Source organism: Streptomyces sp. CB01249, from assembly GCF_001905735.1.
Taxonomy (GTDB): domain Bacteria; phylum Actinomycetota; class Actinomycetes; order Streptomycetales; family Streptomycetaceae; genus Streptomyces.
On record NZ_LISW01000001.1, the window covers coordinates 1,369,329 to 1,395,782 of the forward strand.

Genomic DNA, 26,454 nt, shown 5'->3' on the forward strand with positions numbered 1-26,454 from the left:
CACTACGTGATTTAAGAAGTGAACCATCGGGGTGTCAAGGCTCCGGTACGGACAACAGTTCTTGCACCATCCGGCTCAGGACACACCCCGCTCCGCCTCCCCGCCGCCCTGGCGGTCCACGAGCGGGCGCCCGACGCGGAGGTTCCAGCGCCCCGAGCGCCCGCTCAGTTCCGTCAGTGTGAGCGGGGCGACGTCGAGGCGCCAGAACGCCTGCGGCGGCAGCGCCAGCGCGTGGACCACGGCCGCGCGCACCAGGGACGGTTCGGCGACGGCCAGCACCCGGCCCTCACCGGTCAGCGAGTCGAGCCAGGCCCCGGCCCTGGCGCACAGACCGAGCAGCGACTCGCCGCCGTGCGGGGCGGCCGACGGGTCGCCCAGCCAGGCCGCGACCCCTTCCGGCTCCCGCGCGCCCACCTCGTCCAGCCGGGCACCCGACCAGCGCCCCAACTCCCAGTCCCGCACGGCGTTTTCGGCCACCGAGCGCAGCCCCAGCGCCTCCGCCGTCCGGGCGCACCGCTCGGACGGCCCGTGCACCAGCCGGTCCGCGTCCGGCACGTGGGGCGCGGCCAGCCGGGCCGCCCGCACGCCGGACGCGTCGAGCGCGGCGTCACCGGCGAACCGGGCCTCGCGCAGCGCCGCGTTCATCGCCGGTGAGATCAACATCACCCGTACCGTCACGACCACCCTCAACTCCCCGAACATGGGCCCCACGGCCAAGCACACCATGGCATCCGGGCCCCGCGGACCGCTTGTAAGGGGCATGGCGGTGCCCGGTGTCCAGGGGGTATGGTCGCGGCGACATGACGAGGGTGTGAAGGAAGTCCGGTGAGAATCCGGCACGGTCGCGCCACTGTGTACCCGCGCACGCGGGAAGTCAGACCCAGCACCTTCGTCTCAGGCACCACGATCGGGACGCGTGTTCCCACAGGAGGTTCTGCCATGGCGCAGACTGCTGCCCCCGCCACCGGCGCATCCGCCATCACCCCCATCTCCCTGAAGGCCATTGCCCCTTGGGCGGTCTTCTTCGGCATCCTCATGCTGGTCCTGCTCTACTTCGTCGGCGCCGAGCAGGGCGCCACGGCCGTCATCTCGGGCGAAGGCGTCCACGAGTGGGTCCACGACGGCCGCCACCTCCTCGGCTTCCCCTGCCACTGACCGACCGACCGGCTGATCCAGGGGAACCCCTCATGAACTCCATATCTGTCAGAGCCCTGCTCGTCCGCGGCATGCTGGCCGGACTGGTCGCGGGCGCGCTCGCGCTGCTCGTCGCCTACTTCCTCGGCGAGTCCCGGGTCGACGCGGCCATCGCGCTCGAAGAGGCCGCGCACAGTGCTCACGGCCACGACCACGGCGCCGGCGAGGAACTCGTCAGCCGCAGCATGCAGTCCACCGCGGGCCTGGCCACCGGTGTGCTCGTCTTCGGCGTCGCGGTCGGCGGTATCGCCGCGCTCGTCTTCTGTTACGCGCTGGGGCGGATGGGCCGGTTCGGCCCGCGCGCCACGGCCGCGCTGATCGCGGGCGCCGCGCTGGTGAGCGTGTACCTCGTGCCGTTCCTGAAGTACCCGGCCAACCCGCCGGCCGTCGGCAACCCCGACACCATCGGCAAACGCACCACGCTGTTCTTCCTGATGGTCGCCCTCAGCGTGCTGCTCGCGGTCGCCGCCGTCATCGCCGGCAAGCGGCTGGCGCCCCGTCTGGGCAACTGGAACGCGACGGTCGTGGCAGCCGCCGGTTACCTGCTGCTGATCGCCCTCGCCTATGTCTTCCTGCCCTCGTTCAACGAGGTCGGCAAGGACTTCCCGGCCACCCTGCTGTGGCAGTTCCGGCTGGCCACGCTCGCGGTGCAGGCCACGCTGTGGACCACCTTCGGCCTGCTCTTCGGCCACCTCACCGAACGCCTGCTGGTGCCGAGGGCCGACGCGCTCGCGGACGGCCGGGCGAACCGGACCGCCGCCGCGGTCGGCTGACGACAGCGGACGCGCCGCAACGGGCGGAGCCCGCCGGGTGGTCACCGGCGGGCTCCGCCCGTTCTACGCCGTCCACTCGGCCAGGTAGTACTTCAGCGACGCGTCCTCGTCCACCAGGCGCATCCCGGCCGCCGTCATCACGCGCTGCGAGGCGATGTTGCCGGTGTCGGCGTCCCCGCGCACCCGGACGACGCCCTGTTCCCGGGCGAACCGCAGCAGCGCCCGAAGCGCCTCGGAGGCGTAACCCTGTCCGCGCGCCGACTCCACCAATCCGTAGCCGATCGTGACGCTGCGCCGCTCGTCCGGTGCGGCGTGGAAGCCGATGCCGCCGATGACCACACCGTCGGCGCGGAGCCGTATCTCGTACGAACCGAAGGGGCTGGGATCACCGGTGGCCAGGCAGGTCGCGAGGTGGCGCGCGGCGGCTCCCCGCTCACCGGGGGAGGGGTAGCCGGGAGCCCAGCGTGCCCCGGCCGGCGGCGAACCGGCGGCGACGCGCTCGGCTTCGGCGGGGGTCATCGGGTGCAGGACCAAGCGCGGCGTTTCAAGGTCGGTCATGGTCCTGTGAAGTATCACGAGGCCGCCGGTACGGGCACCCGAAATACGACGGGTGCCCGTACGCGGTTACGCGGACCCGAGGTCACCGGACAGCGCGGCGGCCAGCCGCAGCTGCGTGTCCGCCTCGGTCTGCCGCCCCTGGCGCTCCAGGGTCCGGCCGAGCATCAGGCGGGCGTAGTGCTCCACCGGGTCGCGCTCCAGAACCGCACGAAGCTCCGTCTCGGCCCGCCCGAGGCTCGCCGAGTGGTAGTAGGCGCGGGCCAGCAGCAGTCGGGGCGCGACCTGCTCCGGGACCTCCGCGACGAGTCCGTCCAGGATGCGGGCCGCGGTCGTGTACTCCTTCGCGTCGAAGAAGAACCCCGCGCGCTCCCAGCGCTCGGCTGCGGTGCCGAACTCGTAGTAGCTGTCGCTCATGTCATCTCCTCGGTCGGGCGGGCGTCCGATCCGCACAACACCGACAAGTGGTTTAACATTCCACTAATTGTCCGGCGTGGGCGCCACCCGCCCTCACCCCGCAGCGGAATAGGTTGAGCGCCATGAGCAATCTCGATCGCCAGGCCGTCCCCACCGTCTGCGGAGGCCGCGGTTTCGTCGTCGCGGAGCCCGTACGTGAACTGCTCGCCCCGCGCAAGGTGCGGCTCGGCGAGTCCACCGAGGTCCGCAGACTGCTGCCCAACCTGGGCCGCCGGATGGTCGGCGCCTGGGCCTTCGTGGACCACTACGGCCCCGACGACATCGCCGACGAACCCGGCATGCAGGTGCCGCCGCACCCGCACATGGGCCTCCAGACCGTCAGCTGGCTGCACGAGGGTGAGGTCCTGCACCGCGACAGCCTCGGCAGCCTCCAGACGGTCCGCCCGCGCGAACTGGGCCTGATGACCTCCGGCCGCGCGATCAGTCACTCCGAGGAGAGCCCCAAGCAGCACGCCGCGCTGCTCCACGGTGCCCAGCTCTGGGTGGCCCTCCCGGACGCGCACCGCTTCACCGAGCCCCACTTCCAGCACCACAGCGACCTGCCCACGGTCACCGCGCCCGGCCTCACGGCCACGGTGATCCTGGGCGACCTCGACGGCGCCACCTCGCCCGGCACCGCGTACACCCCGATCGTGGGCGCCGACCTCACCCTGACCCGAGGCGCGCGGGCCCGGCTCCCCCTGGACCCCGACTTCGAGTACGCCGTGCTCTCGATGTCCGGCGAGGCCGAGGTCGACGGCGTCCCGGTCCTCCCCGGCTCCATGCTCTACCTCGGCTGCGGCCGCACGGAACTCCCGCTCCGCGCGGAGTCCGACGCGGGCCTGATGCTCCTGGGCGGCGAGCCGTTCGAGGAGGAGCTGATCATGTGGTGGAACTTCGTGGGCAGGACCCAGGACGAGATCGCCCGGGCCCGCGAGGACTGGATGTCCGGCGACCGATTCGGCACCGTACATGGCTACGACGGCCCGCCGATCCCTGCACCCGCGCTGCCGGACGTGGCGTTGAAGCCGCGGGGGCGGGTGCGGTGAGCTGGGCTTTTCACGTCTGAGGGAGCGTTGGGTCCCCGTCTGGGCCGGTGGGGTGTGTGGACGGGTACTCAGGCGCGAACAGGCTTAGTCAAGTTGACGTCGCCGTCCTCGCGATGGCCGGCGACGCGGGCGTAGCCCTGGCGCCGGTAGAAGGAGAGGTTGCGGTGGCTGGCGGCGCCGGTGGACAGGACGATCCGGGTGCAGCCCTCGTGAGCCGACTCGGCTTCGCGTAGCAGCCAGCGGCCTATACCGAGCCCGCGCAGATCGGGAGCGACGGCGAGCCGCCCGATGTGCAGGTCGCTTCCGTCGCGTCGGGTGCGGACCACGCCCAGGAGCCGGCCATCGCGCCACAGGCCCATCGTGTGCCATTCGGCCAGCCATGCGCGGATGTCGGCGGGGGACTCGTGGAGTGCGGGGATGGCCAGCGTCTCGTTGGCGAGCGCCTCCTCCGTCCAGCAGCAACGCTGCAGCACGGTGACTTCGGGGGCGTCGTGCGGGCTGAGCCGACGTGCGTACGAGCCGGGGAGGGGTCCCTGGACGGATGCCGGGTGCTCGCGCTCACGCATCGGGGCCAACGCGTGAGCGAGGCGGACGAGTTCCGCCAGCAGACCCTGCGCCGCGTCCGCGTGGTGGGGAGCGGGCTCCAGACCGTCGCCGCCCGTCATCTCCGCTATCCGCAGGGCGACGGTGGCTCCCAGAGGTACCAGTCGCAAGGTGCTCACCACCTGCTTGGCGTGCTGGACCGCGCGGGTGCCGGCCGAGGTGTGGCCGTAGCTGACGAAGCCGACCGGCTTCCAGGCCCATTCGGGGCCCAGGTAGTCCAGGGCGTTCTTCAGCGTCGCCGGCATGCCGTAGTTGTACTCGGGCGTCACGACGACGAAGCCGTCGGCTTCGTCAGCGATCCGGCTCCAGCGGCGGGAGTGCTCGTGGTGATGGATGCCGCTGGAGGGGTGCTCCTCCTCGTCCAGAAATGGCAGGTCGAGGTCGCCGATCGATAGGGGGACGAGCTCCACCCCGAGCGCCTCGGAGTCCGGCGCGAGTGTCTGCGTCAGCCAGCGCCCGACGGCGGGGCCGAGCGCGTTGGGGCGAGTGCTGCAGACCAGGACGAGGACACGCAGAGTTTTCGTTGTCATGTAAACGAAAGTAGCCAGTAGATTGATTACATGTCAACGAAGAAGGAAAGCGCCCCCGACGGCAAGTGGCTCACGCCCGACGAGGAACGTGACTGGCGGGCGTACCTGCGCATGGTCACCGCCGTCCAGGCCCGCACCGCGCACGACCTCGCCGCCCTCGGGCTCTCCGAACCGGACTACGAAGTGCTCAGCACCCTGTCCGAACGAACGGACGGCACCAGCACACTGCACGAACAGGCCACCAAAATGGGCTGGTCGCGCAGTCGCCTGTCCCGGCACGCCTCCCGCATGGAGGCCCGCGACCTCATTCGCCGCGCACCCGATCCGGCCGACGGCCGAGGCTGCCTGCTCGCCCTCACCCCCACTGGCCGACAGACACTCCGGGAAGCTGCCCCCCACCACGTCGCCTCCGTGCGCCGGCACTTCGTCGACCGCCTCACACCCGAAGAGCTCACCGCCCTCGGCCACATCGCGCGCAAGCTGTCGAAGGACCAGTAGGGCGAAGATCTCACCACCGATACGCCGGCGCGCGACCTGCTCCTCGATGCCCGGGAGCGCACAGGCGGCTACGAGCTCAAGCGCTGCGGGCATCGCTGCAATCACTCGTTCTGAAGCGGTGTCCCGTACGTGGCATCAAGCACCAGGGCGAGCAGCCGGTCGGGCTGTTGCGCGTCGTGGCTGCGAGCCGTGGACAGCGCGATCCCGACGACGAGTTGGATCAGGTCGTCGGCGGTCAGGTCGGCGCGTGCCGTGCCCCGCCGCTGAGCCTGGGCAAGAAGACCGGCTGCGGCGTCCAGGATCAGCTTATGGCAGTCGAGCCCCGGCGCGACCGGCTCCTCGACCATCAACGCGCCAGCCAGGCCTTGGTTGAGCCTGGCGTGAACGAGAAACGCGCGCAGCCATTGCGTCAGCGCGTCGTCGGCGGGTTCCGACGAGGACAGCGTCGCGGCGAGCTCGCACAACGTCTCGATCCGGCCTTTGAGGACCGCGGTCAGCAGGGCGGAGCGGTTCGGGAAGTGACGGTACAGGGTGCCCGGGCCGACGCCTGCTCGGCGGGCGACCTCGTTGAGCGACGCCTCCGGTCCGGATTCGGCAAATACTTCCTGCGCTGTGGCGATGAGACGTTCCCGGTTGAGTCGGGCATCGGTACGCCGCGGTCGTCGCGCGGAGCCGTGCCCGTCTGTGGTCGCCATCGTCCCGTCTTTCGGTCGAGTTCGGAGCAGTTAAGCGGAGTGCCTCTCCGTATAGTAGCGTCCGTCAAACGGAGAGGTTCTCCGGAAAACGTGACCTGAGGAGTGCGGATGACGGACAGCGGGCAGGCCGAACTGGGGCGCGTCGGGATCTGGACCTTCGCCTACGAGGGGCAGCCTGCTGGGCGGGTACGGGAATCGGCCGCGGAGATCGAGGAGTTGGGCTACGGGGCCATCTGGTACGGGGAGGCGTTCGGCCGCGACACAGTGGGCCAGGCGTGGCTGCTGTTGTCGGCGACACAGCGCATCGTCGTCGCCTCCGGGATCGCCAACATCGCGTTCCGGGAGCCCATCGCCACCGCTACCGCGACACGTGCGCTGGGCGAGGCCTTCCCCGGACGGTACGTACTCGGCCTGGGCGGTCACCGCGTCGACGACACCGTCCGCGAACTGGACGGCTACCCCGTACCGGCCCGCGGCAGAGCGGTGACCACCATGCGCGCCTACCTGCAGGCCATGGACGCGGTACCCGCCCACGGCCCCGTAGCGGACCCGGCTCCGCGCCGCGTACTCGCCGCCCTCGGCCCGAAGATGCTTCAACTGGCCGCCGAACACACCTGGGGCGCGCACCCCTACTTCGTGTCCACCGAGCACACCGAGCAGGCGCGCCGGATCATGGGGCCGAGCGCCTTTCTCGCTGTGGAGCAGGCAGTGGTGCTCGACACCAACCTGAGCCGCGCCCGCCAAGTGGCCACGTCACACGTAGCCGGCTACCTCTCGGCACCGCATCAGGAGGCGAACATTCGGCGACTCGGCTTCAACGACGACGACATAGTCGGTGGGCCGAGCCGTCGACTAGTGGATGCGATCGTTGTGTATGGGGGAGCGGAAGCCATTCGCCGACGTGTTCAGGAGCACCTCGACGCAGGAGCTGACCACGTCTGCCTGCAAGTACTCACCGCCGACACCAGCTCCCTGCCCGAGCGCGAGTGGCGCGAACTTGCCTCTGCTCTCCTGCCCCACCCCACAGCATGAGTGACGCCTCACCCCTGTGCGCCACGGCCCCGGAGTCCTCGTACGTTCATGTGGACGCCGGTCATCGACGGGCGGAGCAGAGTGCGCGGTCGACGAGAGCCGTCACGGCCTGCGTCTGCCGAGTGGCGGTGCTTTCGTCGCCCGGTCGGCTGTGCAAGGAGACCGTGACGATGGTCCGGCCGTCCGGAGTTGTGGCAGGCCACAACAGGTATCCGAATCCGTCGCCGCTGTGCCCCCAGTACCCGCTGCCGCAGGGCAGCGGTGTCCAGAACAGGCCGAGCCCGTCACGCGTGCCCGGTGGAAAGCCGCGGTCTGCGGGGACTTCGACGGTGCGCTGCATCTCAGCCAGCTGGGCGGGGGCCAGAAGCCTGCCTTGCACCAGCGCCGTATAGAACCTGTTGGTGTCCGCGGCTGTGCTGATCATCGACCCGTCGGCATCGGCGTCGAAGGGCAGGTAGGCGACCGTGGTGTCGGTCATGGCACCACCCGGCTCGAACTGCTGGTAGTTCCGGGCATGGGAGCCGGGCAGGAACGGCCAGTTACCGGGTGTGAGGGTGCGGGTGAGCCGCAGCGGACGAAGAATCCTGGCCCGCACCTCGTGCTCCCATGAATGGCCCGTGACCGCCTTGATGACCATGCCGGCGAGAACATAGTTGGTGTTGGAGTACTCCCAGCCGCGACCGGGTGCGAAGGACGGCGGGTGCTTCATCGCGAGGGCCACACGCTGCCGGGAGGTGTAGGTGGTCCAGCGGTTCACGCGATACCCGGCCGCGCTGAGATCAGGAACGACGTCGCCGATGTAGTCGGGCAGCCCGCTGGTGTGCTGGAGCAGGTGGCGCAGAGTGACCCGATGCCCGTCATTGCCGTGGCCACGGACCAGGCCGGGCAGCCACGTGTCCACCGTATCGTCCAGCGACAGGCGGCCTTCGCCGGCGAGTTGGAGCAGTACGGTCGCGACGAACGTCTTCGTGGTGCTGCCGATCCTCAGGTAGCCGTTCTTGGCCACAGGTTGCCCGGTACGGAGATCACCGACCCCGCTGCGGACGGTCCGCACTCTGTGGGGCGTCTCCAGTCTCACCGATACGCCTGTGACACCGTCGTCCCGCAAGTCGTCGGCATCGCGCTGAAGTTGGGACAGGCGACCGGGGGCCGCCGCTCCGGATTCTGCCGGAAGGAGTAGCGCCGGAAGGACAACAGCGAGCACGGTCACCGTCCGACGACTGATCCGACTCCGCATGATCGACATGAGGCAACGCTAGGAACGACGCGTCTCGCGAACCATCCGGCCAACCGGAGGTCCATGGTCGGGTTCTCCCCAGTGTGCTAGGTGTATTGATCCGTAGCGTTGTTGACGATGCGGGCAGACCTTGTTCGCACAGCCCCAGGGGGACGTTTACCGATGACCACACCACCATCGCCGTCCGGAGCGGAGCACGCAGAGGGATCGTCCGTCCGTGTGGGCGTGCTCGTCCCTTTGACGCGGCCGGGCTGGGCCGAGGCGGGGCGACACCTGCTCGCGGGGTTCGAGCTGGCCGTTGACAAGGTCAACGACGCAGGCGGGATTGACGGCAGACCACTGGAGCTGGTGGTTCGGGACACCGCGGCCGATCCGGAGCGGGCCGTGGCGGCCGTGGACGAACTGGCCGCCCTGGGCGTGGCTGTTGTGGCGGGCGAGTATCACAGCGTCGTCGCCCGCGCCGCCGCCGGCCGTGCCGATGCCCTGGGCGTGCCGTACCTCTGCTCGTCCGCAGTGCTTGACGAGCTCACCGAGGAGCCGACGAAGTGGATCGCGCGCCTTGCCCCGGCGCAGTCCCGTGGCTGGCGGATCTACGCGGACTTCCTCCTCGGTGAGGGACGACGCCGGATCGCCGTGGCGACCCAGCCGAGCGTCTACTGGGCATCCGGGACCCGCGTCCTGCGGGAGCACCTGGCTCCACACGGCGCTACCGTCGTAGAACTCGACGCGAGCGCACTCACCCCCGAAGCCCTCTGCGATGCGCTCGTGGACCACGGCGCGACGGCGCTGCTCCTGCTGGTCGGCCACCCGGAGCCGGCGGTGCCGATCGTCAGGGCCGTACGGGATGACATACGACTCGCGGAGATCCTGATCGGCGCTCCGGCCGGACAACCGGAGTTTGCCGAATGGGCCGCGCTTCTGGGCGAGGACGGCGCCGAGATCCCGTTTCTGCGTTACCTGCCTGAAGCCCTCGGCCCGCTCGGCGAACACGTCGAGAAGGAACTCCGGGACCGTCTGGGCGAAGCGCCTTCCTTCGTCGCCTTCGAGGGCTGGGACACCGTCACTGTCCTCGCCGAGGTGTTGCGTTCCCACGGCACGGACCGGGCAGCCATCGCCGAGTCATGGCCGCGCGTGGTGGTCGATGGCACCCGCGGGCCGATCCGGTTCTCCCGCACCACGGGCATCAGCGTCTGGCAATGGGCTTGGGCACCGATCCAAGTCGTCGACCGGGACCCCGCGGAGCCCGATCGCTTTCGGGTCCTGCGCGCCGGCTGAGAGGGCGCGGAGGCCCGACTGCCCAAGAGGCCATACGGATCGCACTCGACCCCATGGCGCTCGTGATAGTCCGCCGGGTCGAAGTACGGTGGCCGGCTGGCGGGCCAGGCCATGGTGCGTTCGCTCGTCCACCGGTGCCGCCCCAGCCGCTGCGAGGTCCGGCGCCTCCGGCACCACCCGCCGGAACAGCTCCCACGTCCACATGCTCGGATGAACCTTTGCGGACACCGCCCAAAGTGTCCTGGAAGGCTCACAACGCGAGCCGCTCACCGGCGTCGCGCCAATAGTCGGTGAGCATCTCGCCTGGCCAGGCCGGCTCACGCACGGCTCCGCGCGGTGCCATCTCCTCGAAGTACGGGGCCAGATCCAGGACCGGCGTTCCGTCGACGGCGTCGAGATCCGTCACGAGGAGATCTCGGCCCTCCACGCTGAGCAACCTGGGATAGCTGACGGCCAGTTGATTGGGCCTTCTGTGATTTCGGTGGACGAATGTACCGGTCGCCGGCCACTGCGGGTTGCCTCGCGGGCTGCGTGCATGGAGCTGGACATCGCCCGGCTTGGCCAGGTGGAAGGTCCAAGTCACCGTCAAGTGAGAGAATTCGTCGATGCCTTGCAGGGTTTCGAGAGGAAAGCTCTCGTTGAGTCTGATGATCGCTTGGACACCGCCCTGGTAGTCGTCCAGGACTTGAGTATGGCCGCCGACGACCGTAGCGATCGGTGCGACTTCATATGTTTCCATCGGCGCTCTTTCTATCCGCTGGGGTGACGTGGTGCTGCGGCGCAGCACCGCAGCGACGGTGCCGCATCGCGGTCAGCCTATGGCGCGCAGCATCTCGGCCGCGCAGCAGTCGAGTTCGGCGACGCGACGCACCCCGCTTGCGAACGGGGGAGAGGTCGCTTGGCATTTCGAGGAGTGGCTACGCTGCGCTTGAAATGGACCTCGGTGCGAGCAGCGGTAACCCCGGATGGGACCGCGGCGGGGCATGGGCTGTCCGGTCTTGTGGCGCAGGTGCCTTGACTGGGCGATGTGCGTCTGGTGCACTCGCATTCCGGCGATGGAACCCGCCTGGGCCGCTCTCTGGCCCGAACCGCCCTCCGGAGGCTGATGTCTCCTGACTCACTGTCAGGACGCATGCCCGGAGGAGGTGCACAGATGGAGCGGTCTCGCCATCCTGTTGTGTTCCCTGCGTGCGTCGATCCCGATTCCCGGCCCGGCCCGTACCGAGCGGTGAGTCGTCACGTGCCGCATGTGCCAGAAGAAGGGGCTCAACGATGAATTGCTACGACTGCCACACCGGCGACGTCAGTACCCCTGCGCTCGCCGTCTGCCGTCGCTGCGGAGCGGGGATCTGCGGTGCCCACTCCTCCGCCGTGCCCCACACACTTCACCGGATCAACGGGGTGGGCGTCGCAACCCTGCCGCGCGTCGCCCGACGGCTCGTGTGCCCGACGTGTTGCGCGGCCGAGCAGAGCGCCTGAGGGGTGTCTCCGTGCCGAGCCCGTCAGGCGATGTGCAACGACACACCGATCCAGGTCACGGCGATACCACCCACACCCATGGCCGCAGCCCACAGGCCCATCCGGCCGGCCAGTACCTTCCCGAGTGTCGCGCCGAGACCGGCGAGAGAGCCGATGGCCAGCACCACCACAGCCCACGAAAGATGAGGGAGGGCGGCCCCGGCGAGGAGCGGGAGCGCGGCACCGGCGAAACTCGCGGCACAGGCCACCACCATGCCCGTAGCGACCGGAACAGAGCCAGGTGCCCCAGCCTCGTTGTCGCCAGGTGCCCCCGTGAGTGGAGATTGAGCTCACGCGAAGCCCGGACGAGTTGCCCTCGGCGTTCCGCGTAGTCCGATACGAAGACCGAGAACGCGGCGGTGACCAGGGCCACGACCGCCACGCGTGCGGCCAGCGAATAGGTGATGGGCGACCCTCTGCCGACCAGTGAGGCACCCGCCAGGGTGAGCGCGTTCAGCAGCCCGTCCGTCAGCCCCAGAACCAGTGGCAGGCGGGTCTGGGCCAGTACGCGACCCAAGCGCCCCCTCATCGTCGGCGGGGCCTGCCCTCGACCATGTACGCGCCGGCAACCACCTGGTCGGTGCTGTGCACCACGGCTCCGGTGTGCTCGATGGTGCGGACAAGCGCCTCGACGTCGATGTCCTCCCCTTCGACGGTGACGTCCGTACCCACCGTTTCGAGATCGATCTCCGTGACGACGATGTTCACCGCCTGGACGCCGGCCGAGCCTTCGATCGCTCGGGCCAGCTGGACCAGGTCCGGTTCCTGAATGGTCTTGTCGACGTCGAGGACCAGCCGTCGGATTGGCATCGCTCTCCTTCTCGGGGGACCGGACACGAGGGAATGCGCCGGTCTCAATACGTACGACCAGATGCCCAGTCGCTGACCGTACCCACATTCAGGGCGGAGGCGCGTAAGGCACAGGAAATAGTCCGTCAGCCACCCTGCGAATATGCCCCGTTCGGGCTCCTGCGCTTGACGGGAAGCGGAAATCGAACCATAGGATTCCCACTGCCGTTCCATTCGGGCCGGCGCCCTTGGCTCGGAGTGAGCATCCAGATGCTTGCCGATGGAATGCGTACGTGGAAGGCGGTGAGCCCGGTAACCGCGCAGGACGACCATGTCGCATCCCTCAGGAATGAGCTGGAGCGGTCCGACGCCCGATTGCATCTGCTCGCCGATGTGAGTGCGGCTCTGGCCAGCATTCTCGACGCACGCGAAGCGCTCGGCCGGCTCGCGCGGCTCATGGTCCCGCAAGTGGCCGACGCGTGCGTGGTGGACCTGGTCGAAGACGGCGCCGTACACCGCGTCGCGGCAGTCCACCGGGATTCCGCCCGGACGCCGACGGCCCCTTCAGCCGGACCACTGCCCGGGCCGGACGCATCGACTGCCCCGCTGGCACAGGTGCTCCGCGGAGCAGGCCCGGTGACGCTCACCGATTTCGGGGCGCCCGGTGAGGCCGGGTCGCTTCAAGAGGCTCAACTCCGCCTCTACCGTGAGCTGGACGCCGCAGAGGTGCTGATCGTTCCCCTGCAGGTGCGCAGGCAGGTCTTCGGTGCGCTCAGCCTTGTACGGTCCGCTGCGGCGGCACCGTTCGACAGCCAGGTCACCTCCCTGGCCGTCGACCTGGGCCACCGTGCCGGACTGGCCGTCGAGAACGCTCGCCTGTACGCACTTCAGCAGAGCACGGCTGAGCAGCTGCAGCGGTCATTGCTCCCCGACCTTTCGGGGCTGCGCCATCTCGAACTGGCGGCACGCTACGTACCGGCTCGGGAGGGGGCCGAGGTGGGTGGCGACTGGTTCGATGCCTTCCCGCTGCCCGACGGGTCCACCGTGCTGGTCATCGGCGACGTCATGGGGCATGACCTCAAGGCGGCCGTGCGCATGGGGCAACTGCGGAACATGTTGCGGGCGCTCGCCTACGACAGCGGGGACTCGCCCGCGGGTGTGATGCGCCGCCTGGACGGAGTAATGCAGGGACTGAGCACCACGGAGCTCGTGACCGCGGTCATCGCCCGGATCTACACTCCGGCATCAGGCCCATGGCTCGGGCACTGGACCAACGCAGGACATCCCCCGCCCCTGCTGACCACACCAACCGGGGACACCCGCCTGCTGGAGGACGGGCTCGCGCCGGTCCTCGGTGTGGACCCCGCTCTCGCCCGGGACGACGCACTGCTGGTGCTGCCGCCGGGGGCCACGCTGCTGCTTTACACCGACGGACTCATCGAACGCCCGGGCGAGGACATCGGCCGTGGCTTCACCCGCCTCCGTCAGCATGCGGCCAGCCTCGCCACGCGGCCCCTGCAAGAGTTCTGCGACGAACTGCTTGCCAAGTCGAAGGACGGCCAGCACGACGATGTCGCCGTCCTCGGGTTGCGCGTTCCCAGCCATTCCACGCCTTTGACACCCTCTGCCGACTGATCATGAACGGTGACGGGTCGCGTCCGTATGCGTTCCTCAGGCATGGCTTGCCCTCCATTTGGGTTCGGTGGACCATGGATGGCGAACGGCGATGAGGCCCGCCATAACCGCGGAATTCCCCGCTGACGGTCTCTGTTTCTTGTGCGCCGCTCCTGAGGAGTGGCCCCGGAGGACAGAGGATTCGCATGCCGCCGACTGATCAAGCACAGCAGATGGAAACCCGCTGCTCCGTGGCCGTCTTTCGAGACGAACACGTGCTCGTGGTCCGCAGTGTCGAGAACGGGTCGCCCGTATGGAAGCTACCGGGCGGACACGTCCACCCTGATGAAGGGCTGGTCGCCTGCGCCCGCCGGGAACTGCGCGAAGAAACGGGGCTCGTTCTCGACGCCCTGCATTGCGCCTTCGTCCTGGACGTCCACGACCGGCTGACGGGGCGCTACATGGTGGAGATCATCCTCATTCCCGACGAAGAGGTCGCAGGCGAGCCGGTCGAGTGCGAGCGCGGCCGTGAACCGCAATTCGTGCGGGTCGAGGACCTGGCGGGGATGAATCTGAACCCGCCGATCCAGACCGTGCTGCACAGCCTTCGCTCCCTGCACGAGGAGAAGAGCACCGAGGGCGTGCCTCCCGACCCGGAGTCGTACATGGCGGGGATCGGGCAGCTCCACCTCGCGCCGCGCGGAACGACGGCATCCGTGGCGGATGCGGATGCGGACGACTGATGCGGATGCCGTGCGCCACTGGCGTGGCTCGCGTTGTGTTTCCTCCAGTGCAGTGCTGGAGTGGGAGGAGCACACTGGGAGTGTGTTCAATGCGTACCGGTGATGGGGCTCACCGAAACCGCGGCCGATGGCCGCTGACGGTCCCTGGTTGTTTGACCGCGACCAGGAGGAAGTATGTCCGCACCCATCGCAGCCGCCCCACCGGCAGGCCCGCACCACGGCGCCCGTGACGTTCTGACCCGGGCAGCCCACCTGCAAGGACACGTGCTGTGACCCGCGCGCTGCGCACCGGCGCCGCCAGGTCCCCGCGTCAGTGGGGTGTGCGTCTGCCGTGGTCCGCCCGGCCGGACCACGGCAGGGCGGCGGAACGCGAAGACCATGCGCGGGGCGAGGCGCTGCGGCTGGTGCGCGACGGATTGTGTGCCGTGTGCCGTGAACGCGATGTCGCGGCGACACGCTGGCTGTCGTACTTCGTCATGGAGAGCCACGCGCAGGAAGGGACCCGAGCCCGGGTTCACGCCGCCGCGGGGCTGTGCCCGGGCCATACCCGGTGCCTTCTCGCCGACGCGTCGGCGCCGTGGCTGATGCCCCAGTTCCTCGACCTCGCGGTAGGCGGAGGGACGCGTCTCCTGGGCGAGCCCGGGACCGGCCCGGCGCGGTGCCCGTGCTGCGTGGCGGGGGACGACGCCGCAGAGCGCGCGCTGGAGACGCTGCTGCGCGCCTTCGACCACGCGCCCGTCCGGGACGCGGTGCGGGACGGCGCGGTCTGTCTGCCCCACGCCGCCGCACTCGCCGCTCGGGTCCCGGCCCCGTACGCGCTCGAACTCGCCGGCGCGGCGTCGGCCGCCCTCGCGCAGGAGCCGTGCGAAACGGCGTGGCTGGCCGGCGCCGACGAGGATGCGGACGCCCGCGCCGAGCTGCACCTGCGGATGGACCCGCTCCTCCTGGACGAAGAACAAGGGCGTTCCCGTTCGGTGACGGACCGGTGGAACGCCGACGTGGGCCGGGGCTGCTGCCCCCTGTGCCTGGCCGAACACCGTGCCACGTGGCGCCTGCTGCGGTGGGCTGCCGCCGCCACCGGACCCGGGCGGCCCGCGCGCGAGGAATGTGCGCTGTGCGCGCCCCATCTGTACGACCTCGCGGCAATCGGGGGACCGAACGTCGACGCGGTTCTCGCCGAGAACCGAAGCCAGTGGGACGCACGCCTCAGCCGATTCGGCAGAGCCCTCTCCGAGAGCCGGAAAGCGCAGACACAACTCGGCACCCACCTGCTGTCCGCCCCACGCTGCCGCGCATGCGACGCGGGCGACGAAGCGGCCCAACGGCAGGCCTCTCTGCTGGTCGCTCAGCTCCACGACCCCGTACAGGCCGAGCGTTACGGGCACGAGCACGGCATCTGCCTGCGCCATGACCTCAATTGGCAGGGACGGCCGCCCGCCGTGGTCCGGGAGGTTTCGACGGCCCGGCTCGCGCTGCTGCGCTGGGAGATCGACGAGACGCTGCGTGAACAGGACTGGCACACACGGCACGAGATCAAGGGCTCCGCGGCGCGTGTGAGCGCCCGCGCACCCACCTTGCTCGACGGCCGGATCTACGCGGGGCTGCCGGCCCCGGACGAAAGCCGACATCCAAGCAACAGGGAGCGGTAATGGAATCGTTGGTGCTGCTGCGCCACGGACAGAGCCTCAGCAACGCCGAGGCACGCTTCACCGGCTGGACCGATGTCCCCCTCACCGCTCCCGGCGAGAAGCAGGCGGTCCAGGCGGCGGCGCTGCTGGCGCGAGAAGGGCTCGCACCCGATGTCGTACACACGTCGGTGCTGCGGCGGTCGATCCGGACCGCGGACATCCTCCTCGCGGAAATGGACCGTTCGTGGATCCCCGTCCACCGCACATGGCGGCTGAACGAGCGGCAGTACGGGGCTCTCACCGGTCGCGCCAAGAGGGAGGTGCGCCTGGAGACGGGCACGGAGCGGTACCAGAAGTGGCGCCGCTCGCTCACCGCGGCACCCGGCCCGCTGGCAGCGGACGAACTCGCCCGGCTACGGGCGGAGGCACGGTACGCGGCGCTGGGCGACGGGCTGCCCGCAGTGGAAAGCCTGGCCGACATCATCGCCCGCGTCCTGCCGTACTGGACCGACGTCATCGCCCAGCAGCTCTGCACGGGCCGCACGGTGCTCGTGGTGGCGCACGGCAATGCGCTGCGCGCACTGGTCACCGTCCTGGACCGCCTCACCGAACACGAGGTGGAAGGGCTGAACATCCCGACGGGCGCTCCGTTGTGCTACCGGTTCGACGCCGCGTTCCGTCCCGTGGCACGGGGCGGGCGCTATCTGGACCCGGCCGCCGCGTCCGCCGCGGCCGACGCCGTGGCCGCCGAGGGCCACGACTGAGAACACCTCGCCCATCCGCACTACTGCCGGCCGAACAGACAGGAAACCGGTCATGTCATTGCGTATCTCCGAACTGCGCGCGGTGGAGATTCTCGACTCCCGGGCACGTCCGACTCTCGACATCACTCTGACCACCGACACCGGTACGCGCCTGCGCGCCGGGGTCCCCTCCGGTGCGTCCACGGGCACACGTGAGGCCGTGGAACTGCGCGACGGCGACCCGGCACGGTTCGCCGGTCAAGGAGTCCTCCAGGCCGTCGACCACGTCAACGGCGAGATCGCGCAAGCCCTGGTGGGCCGCGACTTCGCGTCGGCGGCCGACGTGGATGCCGCACTCATCGCTCTGGACGGCACGGAAACCAAGTCGCGGCTCGGTGCCAACGCGATCGTCGGAGTCTCGCTCGCGGCCGCCCGGGCCGACGCCGTGGCAAGCGGGAAGGAGCTCTGGCGGTACCTCGCCGACACGGCCGGCAGGACCCCGCGCCTTCCGGTCCCGCACTTCAACGTCGTCAACGGTGGTGCGCACGCCGCCAACAACCTGGACTTCCAGGAATTCATGCTCGCGCCGCTCGGAGCCCCGAGCCTTCCGGAGGCGGTACGCGCCGGTGCGGAGGTGTACGCCCGGCTCAAGGCGCGTCTGGCGGCGGGCGGGCACCCGACCGGGCTGGGTGACGAAGGCGGGTTCGCGCCCGACATCGACCGTCCCGAAGACGTGCTCGCCCTGCTCGTGCAGGCGATCACGGACGCCGGTTACACGCCCGGCCGGGAAGGGATCGCTCTCGCACTCGACCCGGCCGCCAGCGAGTTCTTCGCCGACGGCCGCTACCGGGTAGCCGGCGAGGACCTGAGGGCGGAGCAACTCGTCGACCGCTACGAGGAGATGATCGAGCGGTTCCCGGTGTGGAGCATCGAGGACGGGCTCGCCGAGGACGACTGGGAAGGCTGGGTCCGGCTCACCGAACGGCTCGGGGACCGCGTCCAGCTCATGGGCGACGACATCTTCGTCACCAACCCGGCCATCATCACCCGGGCCGTCGCCCGCAAGGTGGGCAACTCCGCCCTGATCAAGGTCAACCAGATCGGAACCGTCACCGAGACCCTCGAAGCCATGTCCGTCTGCGACCGGGCCGGATACACGCAGATGATCTCGCACCGGTCGGGCGAAACCCCGGACACCTTCATCGCCGATCTCGCCGTCGGGACCGGCTGCGGGCAGATCAAGTCCGGCGCCCCCGCCCGCGGGGAACGCGTCGCCAAGTACAACCGCTTCCTCGAACTCGCGGCAGATCACGGCGACCTGCCGTTCGGGCTGGACAGCGCGGCCTGACCAGGCCCATCGAAACCGGCCCCATCGACGAACCGACTGCACGGCCGGGCTACCGGTCCTGGCCGCGCGCCTCGTATCTGACCGCTCACGCGGCGGCCGCGCCGCATGTGAAGAGGTCGTGACCCGGAAGGAACGCCGCGTGCGGCGTCCGGTAAGGCGGCGGTGTCAGCGTGGTTGTCATGACCGTCCTCGCCACCTCGGCCTCCGCGCCCACCTCCTGCCGCGACGTTGCGTGGACGAGCGCGCGCGAACGCGCTCACGCGGCGCCCACCCCGTTGCCCGCCACGCGGGTCCCCCTCGCCGACGCGGCGGGATTCACCTTGGCCGGGGCGCTGCGCAGCCCACAGCCGATGCCGGGGTTCGACACGGCCGCCATGGACGGTTACGCGGTCGGCCCGGGCGGCGGCCCCTGGCGGGTACGGGGCGTGGTGCGGGCCGGTGGCGTCTGGACGGGCGGGGCGCTGCACGCCGGAGAGGCGGTCGGGATCTCGACCGGAGCGCCGGTCCCGGCGGGGGCGCACGCGGTGGTTCCCCTGGAACGGGCCACCCGGTCCGGGGACCTCGTGCACGGGCCGTCCACGGCCGAGGGACGGCACATCCGCCGGGCCGGCGAGGACGCCCCGGCCGGATCGGTGCTGGCTCCCGCCGGGACCCGTATCGGCCCCGCCCTGCTCGGCCTGGCCGCGGCGTGCGGAGAAGACACCCTCCCCGTACGCCCCCGCCCACGCGTCCGGGTCCTCGTCACCGGCGACGAGCTCACCCGCGCGGGGCGGCCCGCGACGGGCCGGGTACGCGACGCGCTCGGACCGCTCCTGCCGCCCCTCATCGACGCGAGCGGAGGCGAGACCGCGGACGTCCGGCACGTGCCGGACCGCCCGGTCGGCTCGCTGCGCGCGTGCGTCGGCGCCGGGTCGTACGACGGCGTGGACGTCACCGTGGTCACCGGTTCCACCTCGGTCGGCGTCACCGATCAGTTGCGGCTGCTGCTCGCGGAGGCGGACGCGCACTGGGTGGTCGACTCGGTGGCCTGCCGCCCCGGACACCCCCAGCTCCTGGCCCGGCTGCCCGGGCACTGGGTGGTGGGCCTGCCCGGAAACCCGTACGGCGCCCTGGTCGCCGCGCACACCCTGCTGGCGCCGCTGCTGTCCGGACTCCTCGGCCGTCCGCTGTCCGCCCTGCCCCGTATCCCGCTCGCCGGCGACATCCGGCCCGTCCCCGGCCGCACCCGCCTGGTGCCGGTGGTCTGGGACGGCACCACCGCGCGCCCCGTCGGCGGTGACCGCCCCGCCTTCCTGCACGGAGCGGCCCTCGCCGACGCCCTCGCCGCCGTGGCGCCGGACTGGCGGCCCGGGCAGCCCGCGCCCCTGATCCTCCACCACTGAGACGGAGCGGCTTCGGGCCCGCGGCACGCGGACATTCCGGACAGGCGGCGGGGGTGGCTGGAATCAGTTGCCGCCGAGCGCCGATATGATCCCTCCGACCGTCCCGCGAGAAGAGCGCCAGGATCACCGCTGATGCCTGCTGCGACATCTCCGAGATTCCGCGGTGACAGGTCGGTCGTGTGGTGTGAGTGCCGCGTCCTGGGCATCGCGCCTTCTGACGTTGCCCGGGAAGAAGCGAGGTAGGGCAGTGATCTGCGTCGGCGGCATGATCGGGATCGGCAAGACCAGTGTGGCCGAACTGATCGCCAAGGAGCTGGGGAGCAAGGTCTTCTACGAGAGCGTGGAGGACAACCCGATCCTGCCGCTCTTCTACACCGCCGCCCCCGAGGAGATAGAGGCGAAGCGCTACCCGTTCCTCCTCCAGCTCTACTTCCTGCAGACGCGGTTCGCCGCGATCAAGGAGGCGTACCGGCAGGACGACAACGTCCTCGACCGGTCGATCTACGAGGACTGGTACTTCGCCAAGGTCAACCACGACCTCGGCAGGATCAGCTCCCTGGAGATGCGGGTGTACGAGGGGCTGCTCGCGGAGATGATGCGCGAGATCGACGGCCTGCCGTACCGCAAGGCGCCGGACCTCATGGTGTACCTCCGGGCCGACTTCGAGACCGTGCTGCACCGCATCGGACTGCGGGGGCGCGACTTCGAGCAGGACGAGGGGCTCGTGGAGTACTACCGGATGCTGTGGTCCGGCTACGACGACTGGGTACGCGAGCACTACTCCGCCAGCGACGTCCTGGTGATCGACATGAACCGGACCGATGTCGTGAACAACCCCGAGGACGCCGAGCGGGTCGTCCGGGAGGTCGTGGACGCCCTGGCCCTCGCGAGGGCTCGGCGTCTCTGATCCGGGCCGGGTCCTCGGACGAGAGGCGGGTGGCATGGTGGCCGGTGGCCGTGGTGCGGCGGACGACGTGACGACGGACGAGATCGAAGCGGCTCTGCGCGACGTCGCGCGGCTGGGTGGCTTCTTCGCCCTCGATACCGTCCGTGGGCCCGCGCCCGGCGAGGGGCGCCTCACACCGGAGGGGTTCGAGGCGCTGGCCAGGACCGTCAACGAACGTTACGGGACCGCCGAAGCCCGTATCGGCGTGTCCGTCGCCCACCTCGGACTCGCGGCGCGCCTGTGGTCGCCGGTCCTCGCCTGCGCCCTCGTCCACGGGGTGGTGCCGGTGATGGACACCGTGGAGTGGGCCGGTGACGGCTCGGCGCTCCGGCTGGCCGGGCCGCGTGGCCGCCGCGTGGCCCGGCCCATTGCGGCGTCGGCGGATGCGGTGGCCGAGCAGGCCGACGGCGTCCTCCAGCGCGTGGAGAGCCGGCTGCCGGCGAAGGTGGCGCCGCGGCTGCTCGCGGGGAACTCCGCTTCCGCGCTGGTCGGATCGGCTGCGCAGCTCCTGAGGTCCCGGCCCGGGCTGCGGGGGCCGCTCACCGAGCTGACGGGGGCGCTCCTGGAGACGGGACGGCTGCGCGGGACCGGCCGGATCACCGGCCCCGGGCTCACCTTCCGCCGCCGCAGCTGCTGCCTGTACTACCGGGTGCCGGGCGGTTCGACGTGCGGGGACTGCTGCCTGATCCGGTGACCGGCCTCTGCCCGCCGCCGCTTCGGCGGTGACAGGGACAGTTCCGGATGAGCGTAACCACCCCTTCTTGCTCCTTGGATCGATCATTCGATCAATGAGCGGTTGTATTGAGCGAATCTCTTGACCTGATCAATCGTGACCTCTACTTTCGGGCCACCCACCCCAGGAGGTTCTCGCATGAGCATCAGAGCCAGTCGTGTGCTCTTCGCCGCGTCCGTCGCCCTCGTCGGCACCGCCGTCCTGCCCAACCAGGCGGCGACGGCGGCCGGTTCCACCACCTACGTCGACTGCTCGCGCTCCACCGCGGGGAACGGCACCCAGGCCAGCCCCTTCAACAGCATCGCCCAGGCCAACGGCAAGACCTACGGAGCGGGTGACACGCTCGCCTTCGCCTCCGGCACTACCTGCAAGGGCGCGCTCGCCCCCAAGGGCAGCGGCACCGCGAGCCTGCCCATCACCCTGACCCGTTACGGTTCGGGCGCCCTGCCGGTCCTGAACGGCGACGGGGCCGCGGACGCCGTCTCGCTGACGGACCAGGACCACTGGACGATCAGCTACCTCAAGATCACCAACCCGGCCGACTCCCTCGCCCGGCGCACCGGCCTGCGTATCTCCGCCACGGACGGCAAGGCCCACACCGGGTTCGACATCGGCAACCTCGTCATCGACCGCGTGGCCGGCCAGACCAACAAGACCGGTTCGGTCACCGAGGACTACGTGCAGTCGGGAAGCGTCGTCACCGGTGCCACCGGGGCGAACTCCACGCTCAACGACGTACACGTGCACCACAACACCGTGAGCAACACGGGCGGCGGCGGCCTGAAGATCCGTACCGGTTCCATGGCCACCAAGGGCAACGGCGTCCTCGTGGAGTACAACACCGTCAAGGACGTCGGTGGTGACGGCATCATCGTCAGCTACGCCAACGCGCCGATGATCCAGTACAACGACGCGTCCGGCGTCGGCAACGGCGTATACCCGTTCTCCGGAGGCAACTTCGCGGGGATCTGGGTCCTCGGCGACCACAACCCGACCATCCAGAAGAACGCGGTGTACGACACCACCAGGATGTCCGTCGCCGACAGCCAGGCGTTCGACTGCGACTGGGGGAACACCGGCTACTGCACGATCCAGTACAACTACAGCCGCGACAACATCGGCGGCTTCTTCCTCGACTGCGACGGCTGCGGCACGATCGGCGGGGCCAAGCAGGTCATCCGCTACAACATCTCCGAGAACGACTGCCGCATGAGCAGCAACAGTTCGGGCCGGTCGGCACTGCACCTGTACAACAACGTCCTCTACTGCACGGACAAGAAGTTCAACGTCACACTCCCCGGCGACAGCGTGGTCGAGAACAACATCTTCGTCGGTACGGCCGACTCCCAACTGCCCGCCACGTCCGGGATCCAGTGGTACTGGAACGTCTTCCAGGGCGTGCCCCGGCCCACGGCCAACGGCATCGCAGGCGACCCGCAGTTCGTCGCTCCCGGCACCGGCGGCAGTTCGATCCACGAGGTCGACGGCTACCGGCTCAAGTCCACCTCGCCCGCTCTCGGCAACGGAGCCGTCATCACCGACAACGGGGGCCGCGACTACTGGGGCAACGCCGTACCGTCGACCACCAAGCCCAACCGGGGCGCCTATCAGGGCCCGGGTCTGTAGCCAACGGCCGTACCGACGTCAAGGAGTGTCATGCGCAAGCCAAATCGACGTGACTTCATCGCCCTCAGCGCGGCGACGGCGGCCGCAGCGGCCGGGGTGAGCGGGCCCCAGGCGGTCCGCGCGTCCGCCGCCGAGCCCCGGAAAGCCCCGGCCGGGGCGACGGCCGCGACCGGGACGCTGAAGGACGCGAAGCACATCGTGATCCTCATGCAGGAGAACCGCAGCTTCGACCACTACTTCGGGATGCTCAAGGGCGTCCGGGGCTTCTCCGACCGCAGCACCGTCGAACTCGCGGGCGGCCAAGGCGTCTTCGACCAGCCGAACGGCACCGGACGCCACTACCCCTGGCAGCTCAGCGCGACCGAGGCGGCCGGAGGCGCCGACCCCGAGCGCCTGGCCCAGTGCAGCGGGGACCTCGCCCACGACTGGGCCAGCCAGCACACCGCGTGGAACCACGGGAAGATGGACTCCTGGGTCGCGGCCAAGGGGCTGCGCTCCCTGGGCCACCTGACCCGCGAGGACATCCCCTTCCACTACGCCCTGGCCGACACCTGGACGGTCTGCGACGCCTACCACGCCTCCGGGATGAGCGCGACCGGCCCCAACCGCACCTACCTGTGGAGCGGGAAGATCAGCGAGTCGTCCAAGGACGGCGGCAGCGAGTCCGGGCTGACCTGGGAGACGTACGCGGAGGCGCTGGAGAAGGCCGCCGTCAGCTGGAAGGTCTACCAGTCGACGGACAACTACGGTGACAACGGCCTCGCGTACTTCGCGCAGTTCACCTCGGCCCCGGCCAGCAGCCCTCTGCGCAGCAAGGGCATGTCGACGGTCCCCCGGGGCACCACCGAGCCCGGCGACGTGGCCGCCGACATCTGCGACGCGATCGCCGCCGACGTACGCGCGGGCACCCTGCCGCAGGTGTCGTGGATCGTCCCCGACCAGAACTACTCCGAGCACCCCATGGCCACCCCGGCCAACGGCGCCCACTTCGTCCACAAGGTCATCGACGCCCTCAACGCCGACCCGGACGTCTTCAACTCCACGATCCTCTTCCTCAACTACGACGAGAACGACGGCTACTTCGACCACGTCCCGCCGCCCACCCCGCCGACCGGGACGGCCGACGAGTTCATCGGAGGGACGAGCATCGGCCTCGGCTTCCGCGTCCCGCTGATCGCGATCTCCCCCTGGAGCCGCGGCGGTTACGTCAACTCCCAGACCAGCGACCACACCTCGGTACTGCGGTTCCTGGAGAAGTGGACGGCCGCGATCGGCAAGCCGGCCACCTGCTCCAACATCAGCGCCTGGAGACGCGCGGTGTGCGGCGACCTCACCAGCATGTTCGACTTCACCAGCCCGGTCTACGGCCTGCCCGCCCTGCCGGCCACCGGGACCACCGTGGACATGAGCCAGTGCTCCGGCCTGCCCAATCCCGCACCGGTCGACAACAAACTGCCCACTCAGGAAGCGGGCACCCGCAAGGCACGGGCCCTGCCCTACCAGCCGACGGCCGATCTGGTCGCCTTCACCACCTCCGGCAGCTCCGTCCAGGCCAACATCAAGGTGGCCAACGGGGGCACGGCCGCCTGCCACTTCGCCGTGTACACCAACGGCACACAGCGCTCGGGAGGCCCCTGGCCGTACACGGTCGCAGCGGGCGGCACCGCCACCGACTTCTACAACTGCGGCCCCGGCTACGGAGACGGCCTCTACGACCTCACCGTCCTCGGCCCCAACCGGTTCATGCGCCGCTTCAAGGGAAACTCCACCCGCACCGGCAAGGACCTCCTCGTGGCCGCCTCCGCCGTCACCGTCTCCGGGGCCGTCAAGCTCCGTTTCACCCTGACCAACAACAGCGCGGCCGCCGTGACGTTCACCATCAAGGCGAACGCGTACCGCACCGGCGGGCCCTGGACGTACACCGTGCCGGCGGGCAAGACCGTCACGGACGACTTCTCGGTGCTCACCTACGGCTCCGGCTGGTACGACCACACCGTCACCGCCTCCGCGGACCCCACCTGGTCACAGCGGTACGTCGGCCACCTGGAGAACGGCCTGCCCAGCGTCAGCGGCTGAACCTCCCGGAAGGACGGCCAGGAGTCCCGATGGCGCTAGATTAGGCATACCTCACAAGCCGTGGGAGGACGGGAGAGACAGTGCCGAAGAAGCCGCGGGACGGGAGGCGCCCGCACGGCGAGCTCGTCGCGGATGTCCTGGCCGTGCTCTGGGAAGCGGGCGAGCCGATGACCGCGCAGCAGGTGAATGCCGCGCTGGACAAGGGGCTGGCCAGGACGACGATGGCGACCATCCTGGGACGCCTGTACGAGAAGGGCACGCTGCGCCGTGTCCCGGTGACGCGCGGCTTCGCGTACGAGCCGGTGCAGGACGAGGCCGGGATGGCCGCCGGGCGGATGCGCCGCGAGCTGGACGGCGACCCCCGCCGTGACCTGGTGCTGCAGCGTTTCGTGTCCTCCCTGTCCGAGGACGACGAGGAGACCCTGCGCCGCCTGCTCCTGGAGGCCGAAGGCGGACCCGAGTGACGTACGTACTGGTCGTGGTCGTGCTGACGCTCGCGTTCCCCTGGGGCGGCGCAGCCCTCGCGGGGCGTCTCGCGGACCGGCTGCCGCCCCGCTGGGCGTGCTGGACGCTCGTCGGTGCGGCCGTTCTCCTGGCGGGCGGGACACTGTCCGCGCTGATCGGCCTGTTCCACGTACCGTTCCTCGCCTCGCTGGAGCGGTTGCCGCTGAACCACGTGCTGAAGCTGTGGCCCGCGGCCGTGCCCCTCGCCTGCGCGGCCGGGGCCGTGATGCTGACGCAGCTGGTGCTGCTGGCCCGGCGCTGGACCCGGCACCGTTCGCTGCTCGGGGCGGCATGGCTGTCGGTCGGGGCGGGCACGGGGGACGGGGACGTGCTGGTGGTCCCGGGCACCGATGTGGACGCCTTCGCGCTGCCCGGGTACCGGGGGCGGCAGGGCAGGGTGGTCGTGACGTCCGGCATGATGCGGTCGCTGAAGCCGGGCGAGCGCGAGGTCCTGCTGGCCCATGAGCGGGCGCACCTCGCCGGGCGCCATCATCTGCTGTCGGCGGTGACCGACCTCGTCGCGGTCGTCCACCCGGCGATACGGCGCCTGCGGGAAGCGCTCGCCTTCCACCTGGAGCGGTGGGCGGACGAGGAGGCCGCCGCCGCCGTCGGGGACCGGCGCTTGGCCGCCGCGGCGATCGCGCGTGCGGCCCTGGCCGGGTCCGCGCGCGGCCGCGTCGCCGGGTATCCGCTGCTGTCGGCCACGAGGGGGCCCGTGCCGCGACGCGTCGAGGCGCTGCTGCTGCCCGAGCCCGTCCCGCCGCGCGGCGGCGTCCGGCGCGTCGGCGTCGCCGCTCTCGCCGCGTCGGTGGTGGCGGCAGCCGTGGCGGCGCTCGCCGTGGCGTTCGGACTGCACGAGTACGTCGAGTTCGCGGCGCGGCGGCTGATCTGCGGCGAGGTCTCCTGA

At 70.3% G+C, this 26,454-nt stretch carries 28 protein-coding genes and 3 riboswitches; of the genes, 19 read left to right on the plus strand and 9 right to left on the minus strand.

Annotation, left to right across the window (positions count from 1 at the left end; all coding sequences use genetic code 11):
* Window positions 1-75 precede the first annotated feature (75 nt).
* Window positions 76-663, minus strand: a complete 588-nt coding sequence (locus AMK18_RS05815; RefSeq protein ID WP_073862300.1) for a histidine phosphatase family protein — start codon at window positions 661-663, stop codon at window positions 76-78.
* 139 nt (window positions 664-802) lie between these two features.
* Window positions 803-894, plus strand: a riboswitch (adenosylcobalamin (AdoCbl) riboswitch).
* 45 nt (window positions 895-939) lie between these two features.
* Here AMK18_RS05815 and AMK18_RS05820 point away from each other — a divergent pair.
* Window positions 940-1,155, plus strand: coding sequence for a CbtB domain-containing protein (locus AMK18_RS05820; RefSeq protein WP_018099889.1), 216 nt, complete (start codon window positions 940-942; stop codon window positions 1,153-1,155).
* Window positions 1,156-1,187: 32 nt separating this feature from the next.
* Complete coding sequence (locus AMK18_RS05825; protein ID WP_073861892.1) at window positions 1,188-1,967, plus strand: CbtA family protein; 780 nt, start codon at window positions 1,188-1,190, stop codon at window positions 1,965-1,967.
* A gap of 63 nt (window positions 1,968-2,030) precedes the next feature.
* Here AMK18_RS05825 and AMK18_RS05830 read toward each other — a convergent pair whose 3' ends face one another.
* Together AMK18_RS05830 and AMK18_RS05835 are read right to left on the minus strand one after the other, a co-directional pair.
* Window positions 2,031-2,525 carry a GNAT family N-acetyltransferase gene (locus tag AMK18_RS05830; protein ID WP_018099887.1) on the minus strand — a complete coding sequence of 165 codons (495 nt, stop codon included), beginning with the start codon at window positions 2,523-2,525 and terminating at the stop codon, window positions 2,031-2,033.
* Window positions 2,526-2,591: 66 nt separating this feature from the next.
* Complete coding sequence (locus AMK18_RS05835) at window positions 2,592-2,939, minus strand: tetratricopeptide repeat protein (protein WP_018099886.1); 348 nt, start codon at window positions 2,937-2,939, stop codon at window positions 2,592-2,594.
* A gap of 122 nt (window positions 2,940-3,061) precedes the next feature.
* Here AMK18_RS05835 and AMK18_RS05840 point away from each other — a divergent pair, with 122 nt between their 5' ends.
* Entirely contained in the window at window positions 3,062-4,027 is a 966-nt protein-coding gene (locus AMK18_RS05840) for a pirin family protein (protein WP_018099885.1), read from the plus strand.
* Window positions 4,028-4,095: 68 nt separating this feature from the next.
* Here AMK18_RS05840 and AMK18_RS05845 read toward each other — a convergent pair whose 3' ends face one another.
* On the minus strand, window positions 4,096-5,160 hold the full coding sequence (locus tag AMK18_RS05845) for a bifunctional NAD(P)H-dependent oxidoreductase/GNAT family N-acetyltransferase (RefSeq protein ID WP_073861893.1): 1,065 nt from the start codon (window positions 5,158-5,160) through the stop codon (window positions 4,096-4,098).
* Between the two features lie 30 nt (window positions 5,161-5,190).
* Between AMK18_RS05845 and AMK18_RS05850 the strand changes: the two genes are divergently transcribed.
* Complete coding sequence (locus tag AMK18_RS05850; RefSeq protein ID WP_073861894.1) at window positions 5,191-5,658, plus strand: MarR family winged helix-turn-helix transcriptional regulator; 468 nt, start codon at window positions 5,191-5,193, stop codon at window positions 5,656-5,658.
* 101 nt (window positions 5,659-5,759) lie between these two features.
* On the opposite strand, the gene AMK18_RS05855 is transcribed toward AMK18_RS05850, so the two are convergent.
* The gene (locus AMK18_RS05855) at window positions 5,760-6,353 is read right to left on the minus strand and encodes a TetR/AcrR family transcriptional regulator (protein ID WP_073861895.1); all 594 of its coding nucleotides are present in this window, start codon (window positions 6,351-6,353) and stop codon (window positions 5,760-5,762) included.
* 108 nt (window positions 6,354-6,461) lie between these two features.
* On the opposite strand from AMK18_RS05855, the gene AMK18_RS05860 reads away from it, so the two are divergent.
* A complete protein-coding gene (locus AMK18_RS05860) occupies window positions 6,462-7,385 on the plus strand; it encodes a TIGR03620 family F420-dependent LLM class oxidoreductase (RefSeq protein WP_073861896.1) in 924 nt (307 codons plus the stop codon).
* Between the two features lie 61 nt (window positions 7,386-7,446).
* Here the strand turns inward: AMK18_RS05860 and AMK18_RS05865 are convergent, their stop codons facing one another.
* Complete coding sequence (locus AMK18_RS05865) at window positions 7,447-8,622, minus strand: serine hydrolase domain-containing protein (protein WP_241836505.1); 1,176 nt, start codon at window positions 8,620-8,622, stop codon at window positions 7,447-7,449.
* A 162-nt stretch (window positions 8,623-8,784) separates the two neighbouring features.
* On the opposite strand from AMK18_RS05865, the gene AMK18_RS05870 reads away from it, so the two are divergent.
* Window positions 8,785-9,897, plus strand: a complete 1,113-nt coding sequence (locus tag AMK18_RS05870; RefSeq protein WP_073861897.1) for an ABC transporter substrate-binding protein — start codon at window positions 8,785-8,787, stop codon at window positions 9,895-9,897.
* Window positions 9,898-10,147: 250 nt separating this feature from the next.
* Here AMK18_RS05870 and AMK18_RS05875 read toward each other — a convergent pair whose 3' ends face one another.
* The gene (locus tag AMK18_RS05875) at window positions 10,148-10,636 is read right to left on the minus strand and encodes an SAM-dependent methyltransferase (RefSeq protein WP_073861898.1); all 489 of its coding nucleotides are present in this window, start codon (window positions 10,634-10,636) and stop codon (window positions 10,148-10,150) included.
* Between the two features lie 533 nt (window positions 10,637-11,169).
* Between AMK18_RS05875 and AMK18_RS05880 the strand changes: the two genes are divergently transcribed.
* Window positions 11,170-11,376, plus strand: a complete 207-nt coding sequence (locus AMK18_RS05880) for a DUF2180 family protein (RefSeq protein WP_073861899.1) — start codon at window positions 11,170-11,172, stop codon at window positions 11,374-11,376.
* A 23-nt stretch (window positions 11,377-11,399) separates the two neighbouring features.
* Here AMK18_RS05880 and AMK18_RS35140 read toward each other — a convergent pair whose 3' ends face one another.
* Together AMK18_RS35140 and AMK18_RS05890 are read right to left on the minus strand one after the other, a co-directional pair.
* Window positions 11,400-11,630, minus strand: a complete 231-nt coding sequence (locus AMK18_RS35140) for a hypothetical protein (RefSeq protein ID WP_241836456.1) — start codon at window positions 11,628-11,630, stop codon at window positions 11,400-11,402.
* 310 nt (window positions 11,631-11,940) lie between these two features.
* Entirely contained in the window at window positions 11,941-12,225 is a 285-nt protein-coding gene (locus AMK18_RS05890; protein WP_018099873.1) for a DUF211 domain-containing protein, read from the minus strand.
* Between the two features lie 237 nt (window positions 12,226-12,462).
* Between AMK18_RS05890 and AMK18_RS05895 the strand changes: the two genes are divergently transcribed.
* The 12 genes from AMK18_RS05895 to AMK18_RS05950 all read left to right on the plus strand — a co-directional run bounded on the left by AMK18_RS05895 (window position 12,463) and on the right by AMK18_RS05950 (window position 26,454).
* Window positions 12,463-13,839, plus strand: coding sequence for a PP2C family protein-serine/threonine phosphatase (locus AMK18_RS05895; RefSeq protein WP_079199229.1), 1,377 nt, complete (start codon window positions 12,463-12,465; stop codon window positions 13,837-13,839).
* 78 nt (window positions 13,840-13,917) lie between these two features.
* A riboswitch (Fluoride riboswitch) is annotated at window positions 13,918-13,981 on the plus strand.
* A gap of 43 nt (window positions 13,982-14,024) precedes the next feature.
* Window positions 14,025-14,561: an NUDIX hydrolase gene (locus AMK18_RS05900; RefSeq protein WP_241836457.1), complete on the plus strand. Its 537-nt coding sequence runs from the start codon at window positions 14,025-14,027 to the stop codon at window positions 14,559-14,561.
* An 89-nt stretch (window positions 14,562-14,650) separates the two neighbouring features.
* Window positions 14,651-14,715: riboswitch (Fluoride riboswitch) on the plus strand.
* Between the two features lie 115 nt (window positions 14,716-14,830).
* Window positions 14,831-16,210 carry a hypothetical protein gene (locus AMK18_RS05905; protein ID WP_073861901.1) on the plus strand — a complete coding sequence of 460 codons (1,380 nt, stop codon included), beginning with the start codon at window positions 14,831-14,833 and terminating at the stop codon, window positions 16,208-16,210.
* Entirely contained in the window at window positions 16,210-16,953 is a 744-nt protein-coding gene (locus AMK18_RS05910; RefSeq protein ID WP_073861902.1) for a 2,3-bisphosphoglycerate-dependent phosphoglycerate mutase, read from the plus strand. The genes AMK18_RS05905 and AMK18_RS05910 overlap by 1 nt, the downstream gene beginning before the upstream one ends.
* 52 nt (window positions 16,954-17,005) lie before the next feature.
* A complete protein-coding gene (gene eno / locus AMK18_RS05915) occupies window positions 17,006-18,280 on the plus strand; it encodes a phosphopyruvate hydratase (RefSeq protein ID WP_073861903.1) in 1,275 nt (424 codons plus the stop codon).
* Between the two features lie 179 nt (window positions 18,281-18,459).
* Window positions 18,460-19,662: a molybdopterin molybdotransferase MoeA gene (locus AMK18_RS05920; RefSeq protein WP_073861904.1), complete on the plus strand. Its 1,203-nt coding sequence runs from the start codon at window positions 18,460-18,462 to the stop codon at window positions 19,660-19,662.
* Between the two features lie 247 nt (window positions 19,663-19,909).
* Complete coding sequence (locus tag AMK18_RS05925; protein ID WP_018099866.1) at window positions 19,910-20,569, plus strand: deoxynucleoside kinase; 660 nt, start codon at window positions 19,910-19,912, stop codon at window positions 20,567-20,569.
* Between the two features lie 34 nt (window positions 20,570-20,603).
* Window positions 20,604-21,302, plus strand: coding sequence for a (2Fe-2S)-binding protein (locus AMK18_RS05930; RefSeq protein ID WP_073861905.1), 699 nt, complete (start codon window positions 20,604-20,606; stop codon window positions 21,300-21,302).
* Between the two features lie 198 nt (window positions 21,303-21,500).
* Window positions 21,501-22,967, plus strand: coding sequence for a right-handed parallel beta-helix repeat-containing protein (locus AMK18_RS05935; protein ID WP_073861906.1), 1,467 nt, complete (start codon window positions 21,501-21,503; stop codon window positions 22,965-22,967).
* A gap of 30 nt (window positions 22,968-22,997) precedes the next feature.
* Window positions 22,998-25,043, plus strand: a complete 2,046-nt coding sequence (locus tag AMK18_RS05940) for a phosphocholine-specific phospholipase C (protein ID WP_073861907.1) — start codon at window positions 22,998-23,000, stop codon at window positions 25,041-25,043.
* 80 nt (window positions 25,044-25,123) lie between these two features.
* Window positions 25,124-25,507 carry a BlaI/MecI/CopY family transcriptional regulator gene (locus AMK18_RS05945; protein ID WP_018099862.1) on the plus strand — a complete coding sequence of 128 codons (384 nt, stop codon included), beginning with the start codon at window positions 25,124-25,126 and terminating at the stop codon, window positions 25,505-25,507.
* Complete coding sequence (locus tag AMK18_RS05950; RefSeq protein WP_073861908.1) at window positions 25,504-26,454, plus strand: M56 family metallopeptidase; 951 nt, start codon at window positions 25,504-25,506, stop codon at window positions 26,452-26,454. The genes AMK18_RS05945 and AMK18_RS05950 overlap by 4 nt, the downstream gene beginning before the upstream one ends.

Bases quoted from the DNA above. Each gene is read 5' to 3' on its own strand.
- AMK18_RS05860 (WP_073861896.1), top strand. From the start codon at position 6,462: ATGACGGACAGCGGGCAGGCCGAACTGGGGCGCGTCGGGATCTGGACC.
- AMK18_RS05820 (WP_018099889.1), top strand. From the start codon at position 940: ATGGCGCAGACTGCTGCCCCCGCCACCGGCGCATCCGCCATCACCCCC.
- AMK18_RS05940 (WP_073861907.1), top strand. From the start codon at position 22,998: ATGCGCAAGCCAAATCGACGTGACTTCATCGCCCTCAGCGCGGCGACG.
- AMK18_RS05920 (WP_073861904.1), top strand. From the start codon at position 18,460: ATGACCGTCCTCGCCACCTCGGCCTCCGCGCCCACCTCCTGCCGCGAC.
- eno (WP_073861903.1), top strand. From the start codon at position 17,006: ATGTCATTGCGTATCTCCGAACTGCGCGCGGTGGAGATTCTCGACTCC.
- AMK18_RS05930 (WP_073861905.1), top strand. From the start codon at position 20,604: ATGGTGGCCGGTGGCCGTGGTGCGGCGGACGACGTGACGACGGACGAG.
- AMK18_RS05875 (WP_073861898.1), bottom strand. From the start codon at position 10,636: ATGGAAACATATGAAGTCGCACCGATCGCTACGGTCGTCGGCGGCCAT.
- AMK18_RS35140 (WP_241836456.1), bottom strand. From the start codon at position 11,630: ATGGTGGTGGCCTGTGCCGCGAGTTTCGCCGGTGCCGCGCTCCCGCTC.
- AMK18_RS05870 (WP_073861897.1), top strand. From the start codon at position 8,785: ATGACCACACCACCATCGCCGTCCGGAGCGGAGCACGCAGAGGGATCG.
- AMK18_RS05890 (WP_018099873.1), bottom strand. From the start codon at position 12,225: ATGCCAATCCGACGGCTGGTCCTCGACGTCGACAAGACCATTCAGGAA.
- AMK18_RS05900 (WP_241836457.1), top strand. From the start codon at position 14,025: ATGCCGCCGACTGATCAAGCACAGCAGATGGAAACCCGCTGCTCCGTG.
- AMK18_RS05840 (WP_018099885.1), top strand. From the start codon at position 3,062: ATGAGCAATCTCGATCGCCAGGCCGTCCCCACCGTCTGCGGAGGCCGC.
- AMK18_RS05830 (WP_018099887.1), bottom strand. From the start codon at position 2,525: ATGACCGACCTTGAAACGCCGCGCTTGGTCCTGCACCCGATGACCCCC.
- AMK18_RS05865 (WP_241836505.1), bottom strand. From the start codon at position 8,622: ATGCGGAGTCGGATCAGTCGTCGGACGGTGACCGTGCTCGCTGTTGTC.
- AMK18_RS05850 (WP_073861894.1), top strand. From the start codon at position 5,191: ATGTCAACGAAGAAGGAAAGCGCCCCCGACGGCAAGTGGCTCACGCCC.
- AMK18_RS05880 (WP_073861899.1), top strand. From the start codon at position 11,170: ATGAATTGCTACGACTGCCACACCGGCGACGTCAGTACCCCTGCGCTC.
- AMK18_RS05835 (WP_018099886.1), bottom strand. From the start codon at position 2,939: ATGAGCGACAGCTACTACGAGTTCGGCACCGCAGCCGAGCGCTGGGAG.
- AMK18_RS05910 (WP_073861902.1), top strand. From the start codon at position 16,210: ATGGAATCGTTGGTGCTGCTGCGCCACGGACAGAGCCTCAGCAACGCC.
- AMK18_RS05845 (WP_073861893.1), bottom strand. From the start codon at position 5,160: ATGACAACGAAAACTCTGCGTGTCCTCGTCCTGGTCTGCAGCACTCGC.
- AMK18_RS05855 (WP_073861895.1), bottom strand. From the start codon at position 6,353: ATGGCGACCACAGACGGGCACGGCTCCGCGCGACGACCGCGGCGTACC.
- AMK18_RS05815 (WP_073862300.1), bottom strand. From the start codon at position 663: ATGTTGATCTCACCGGCGATGAACGCGGCGCTGCGCGAGGCCCGGTTC.
- AMK18_RS05825 (WP_073861892.1), top strand. From the start codon at position 1,188: ATGAACTCCATATCTGTCAGAGCCCTGCTCGTCCGCGGCATGCTGGCC.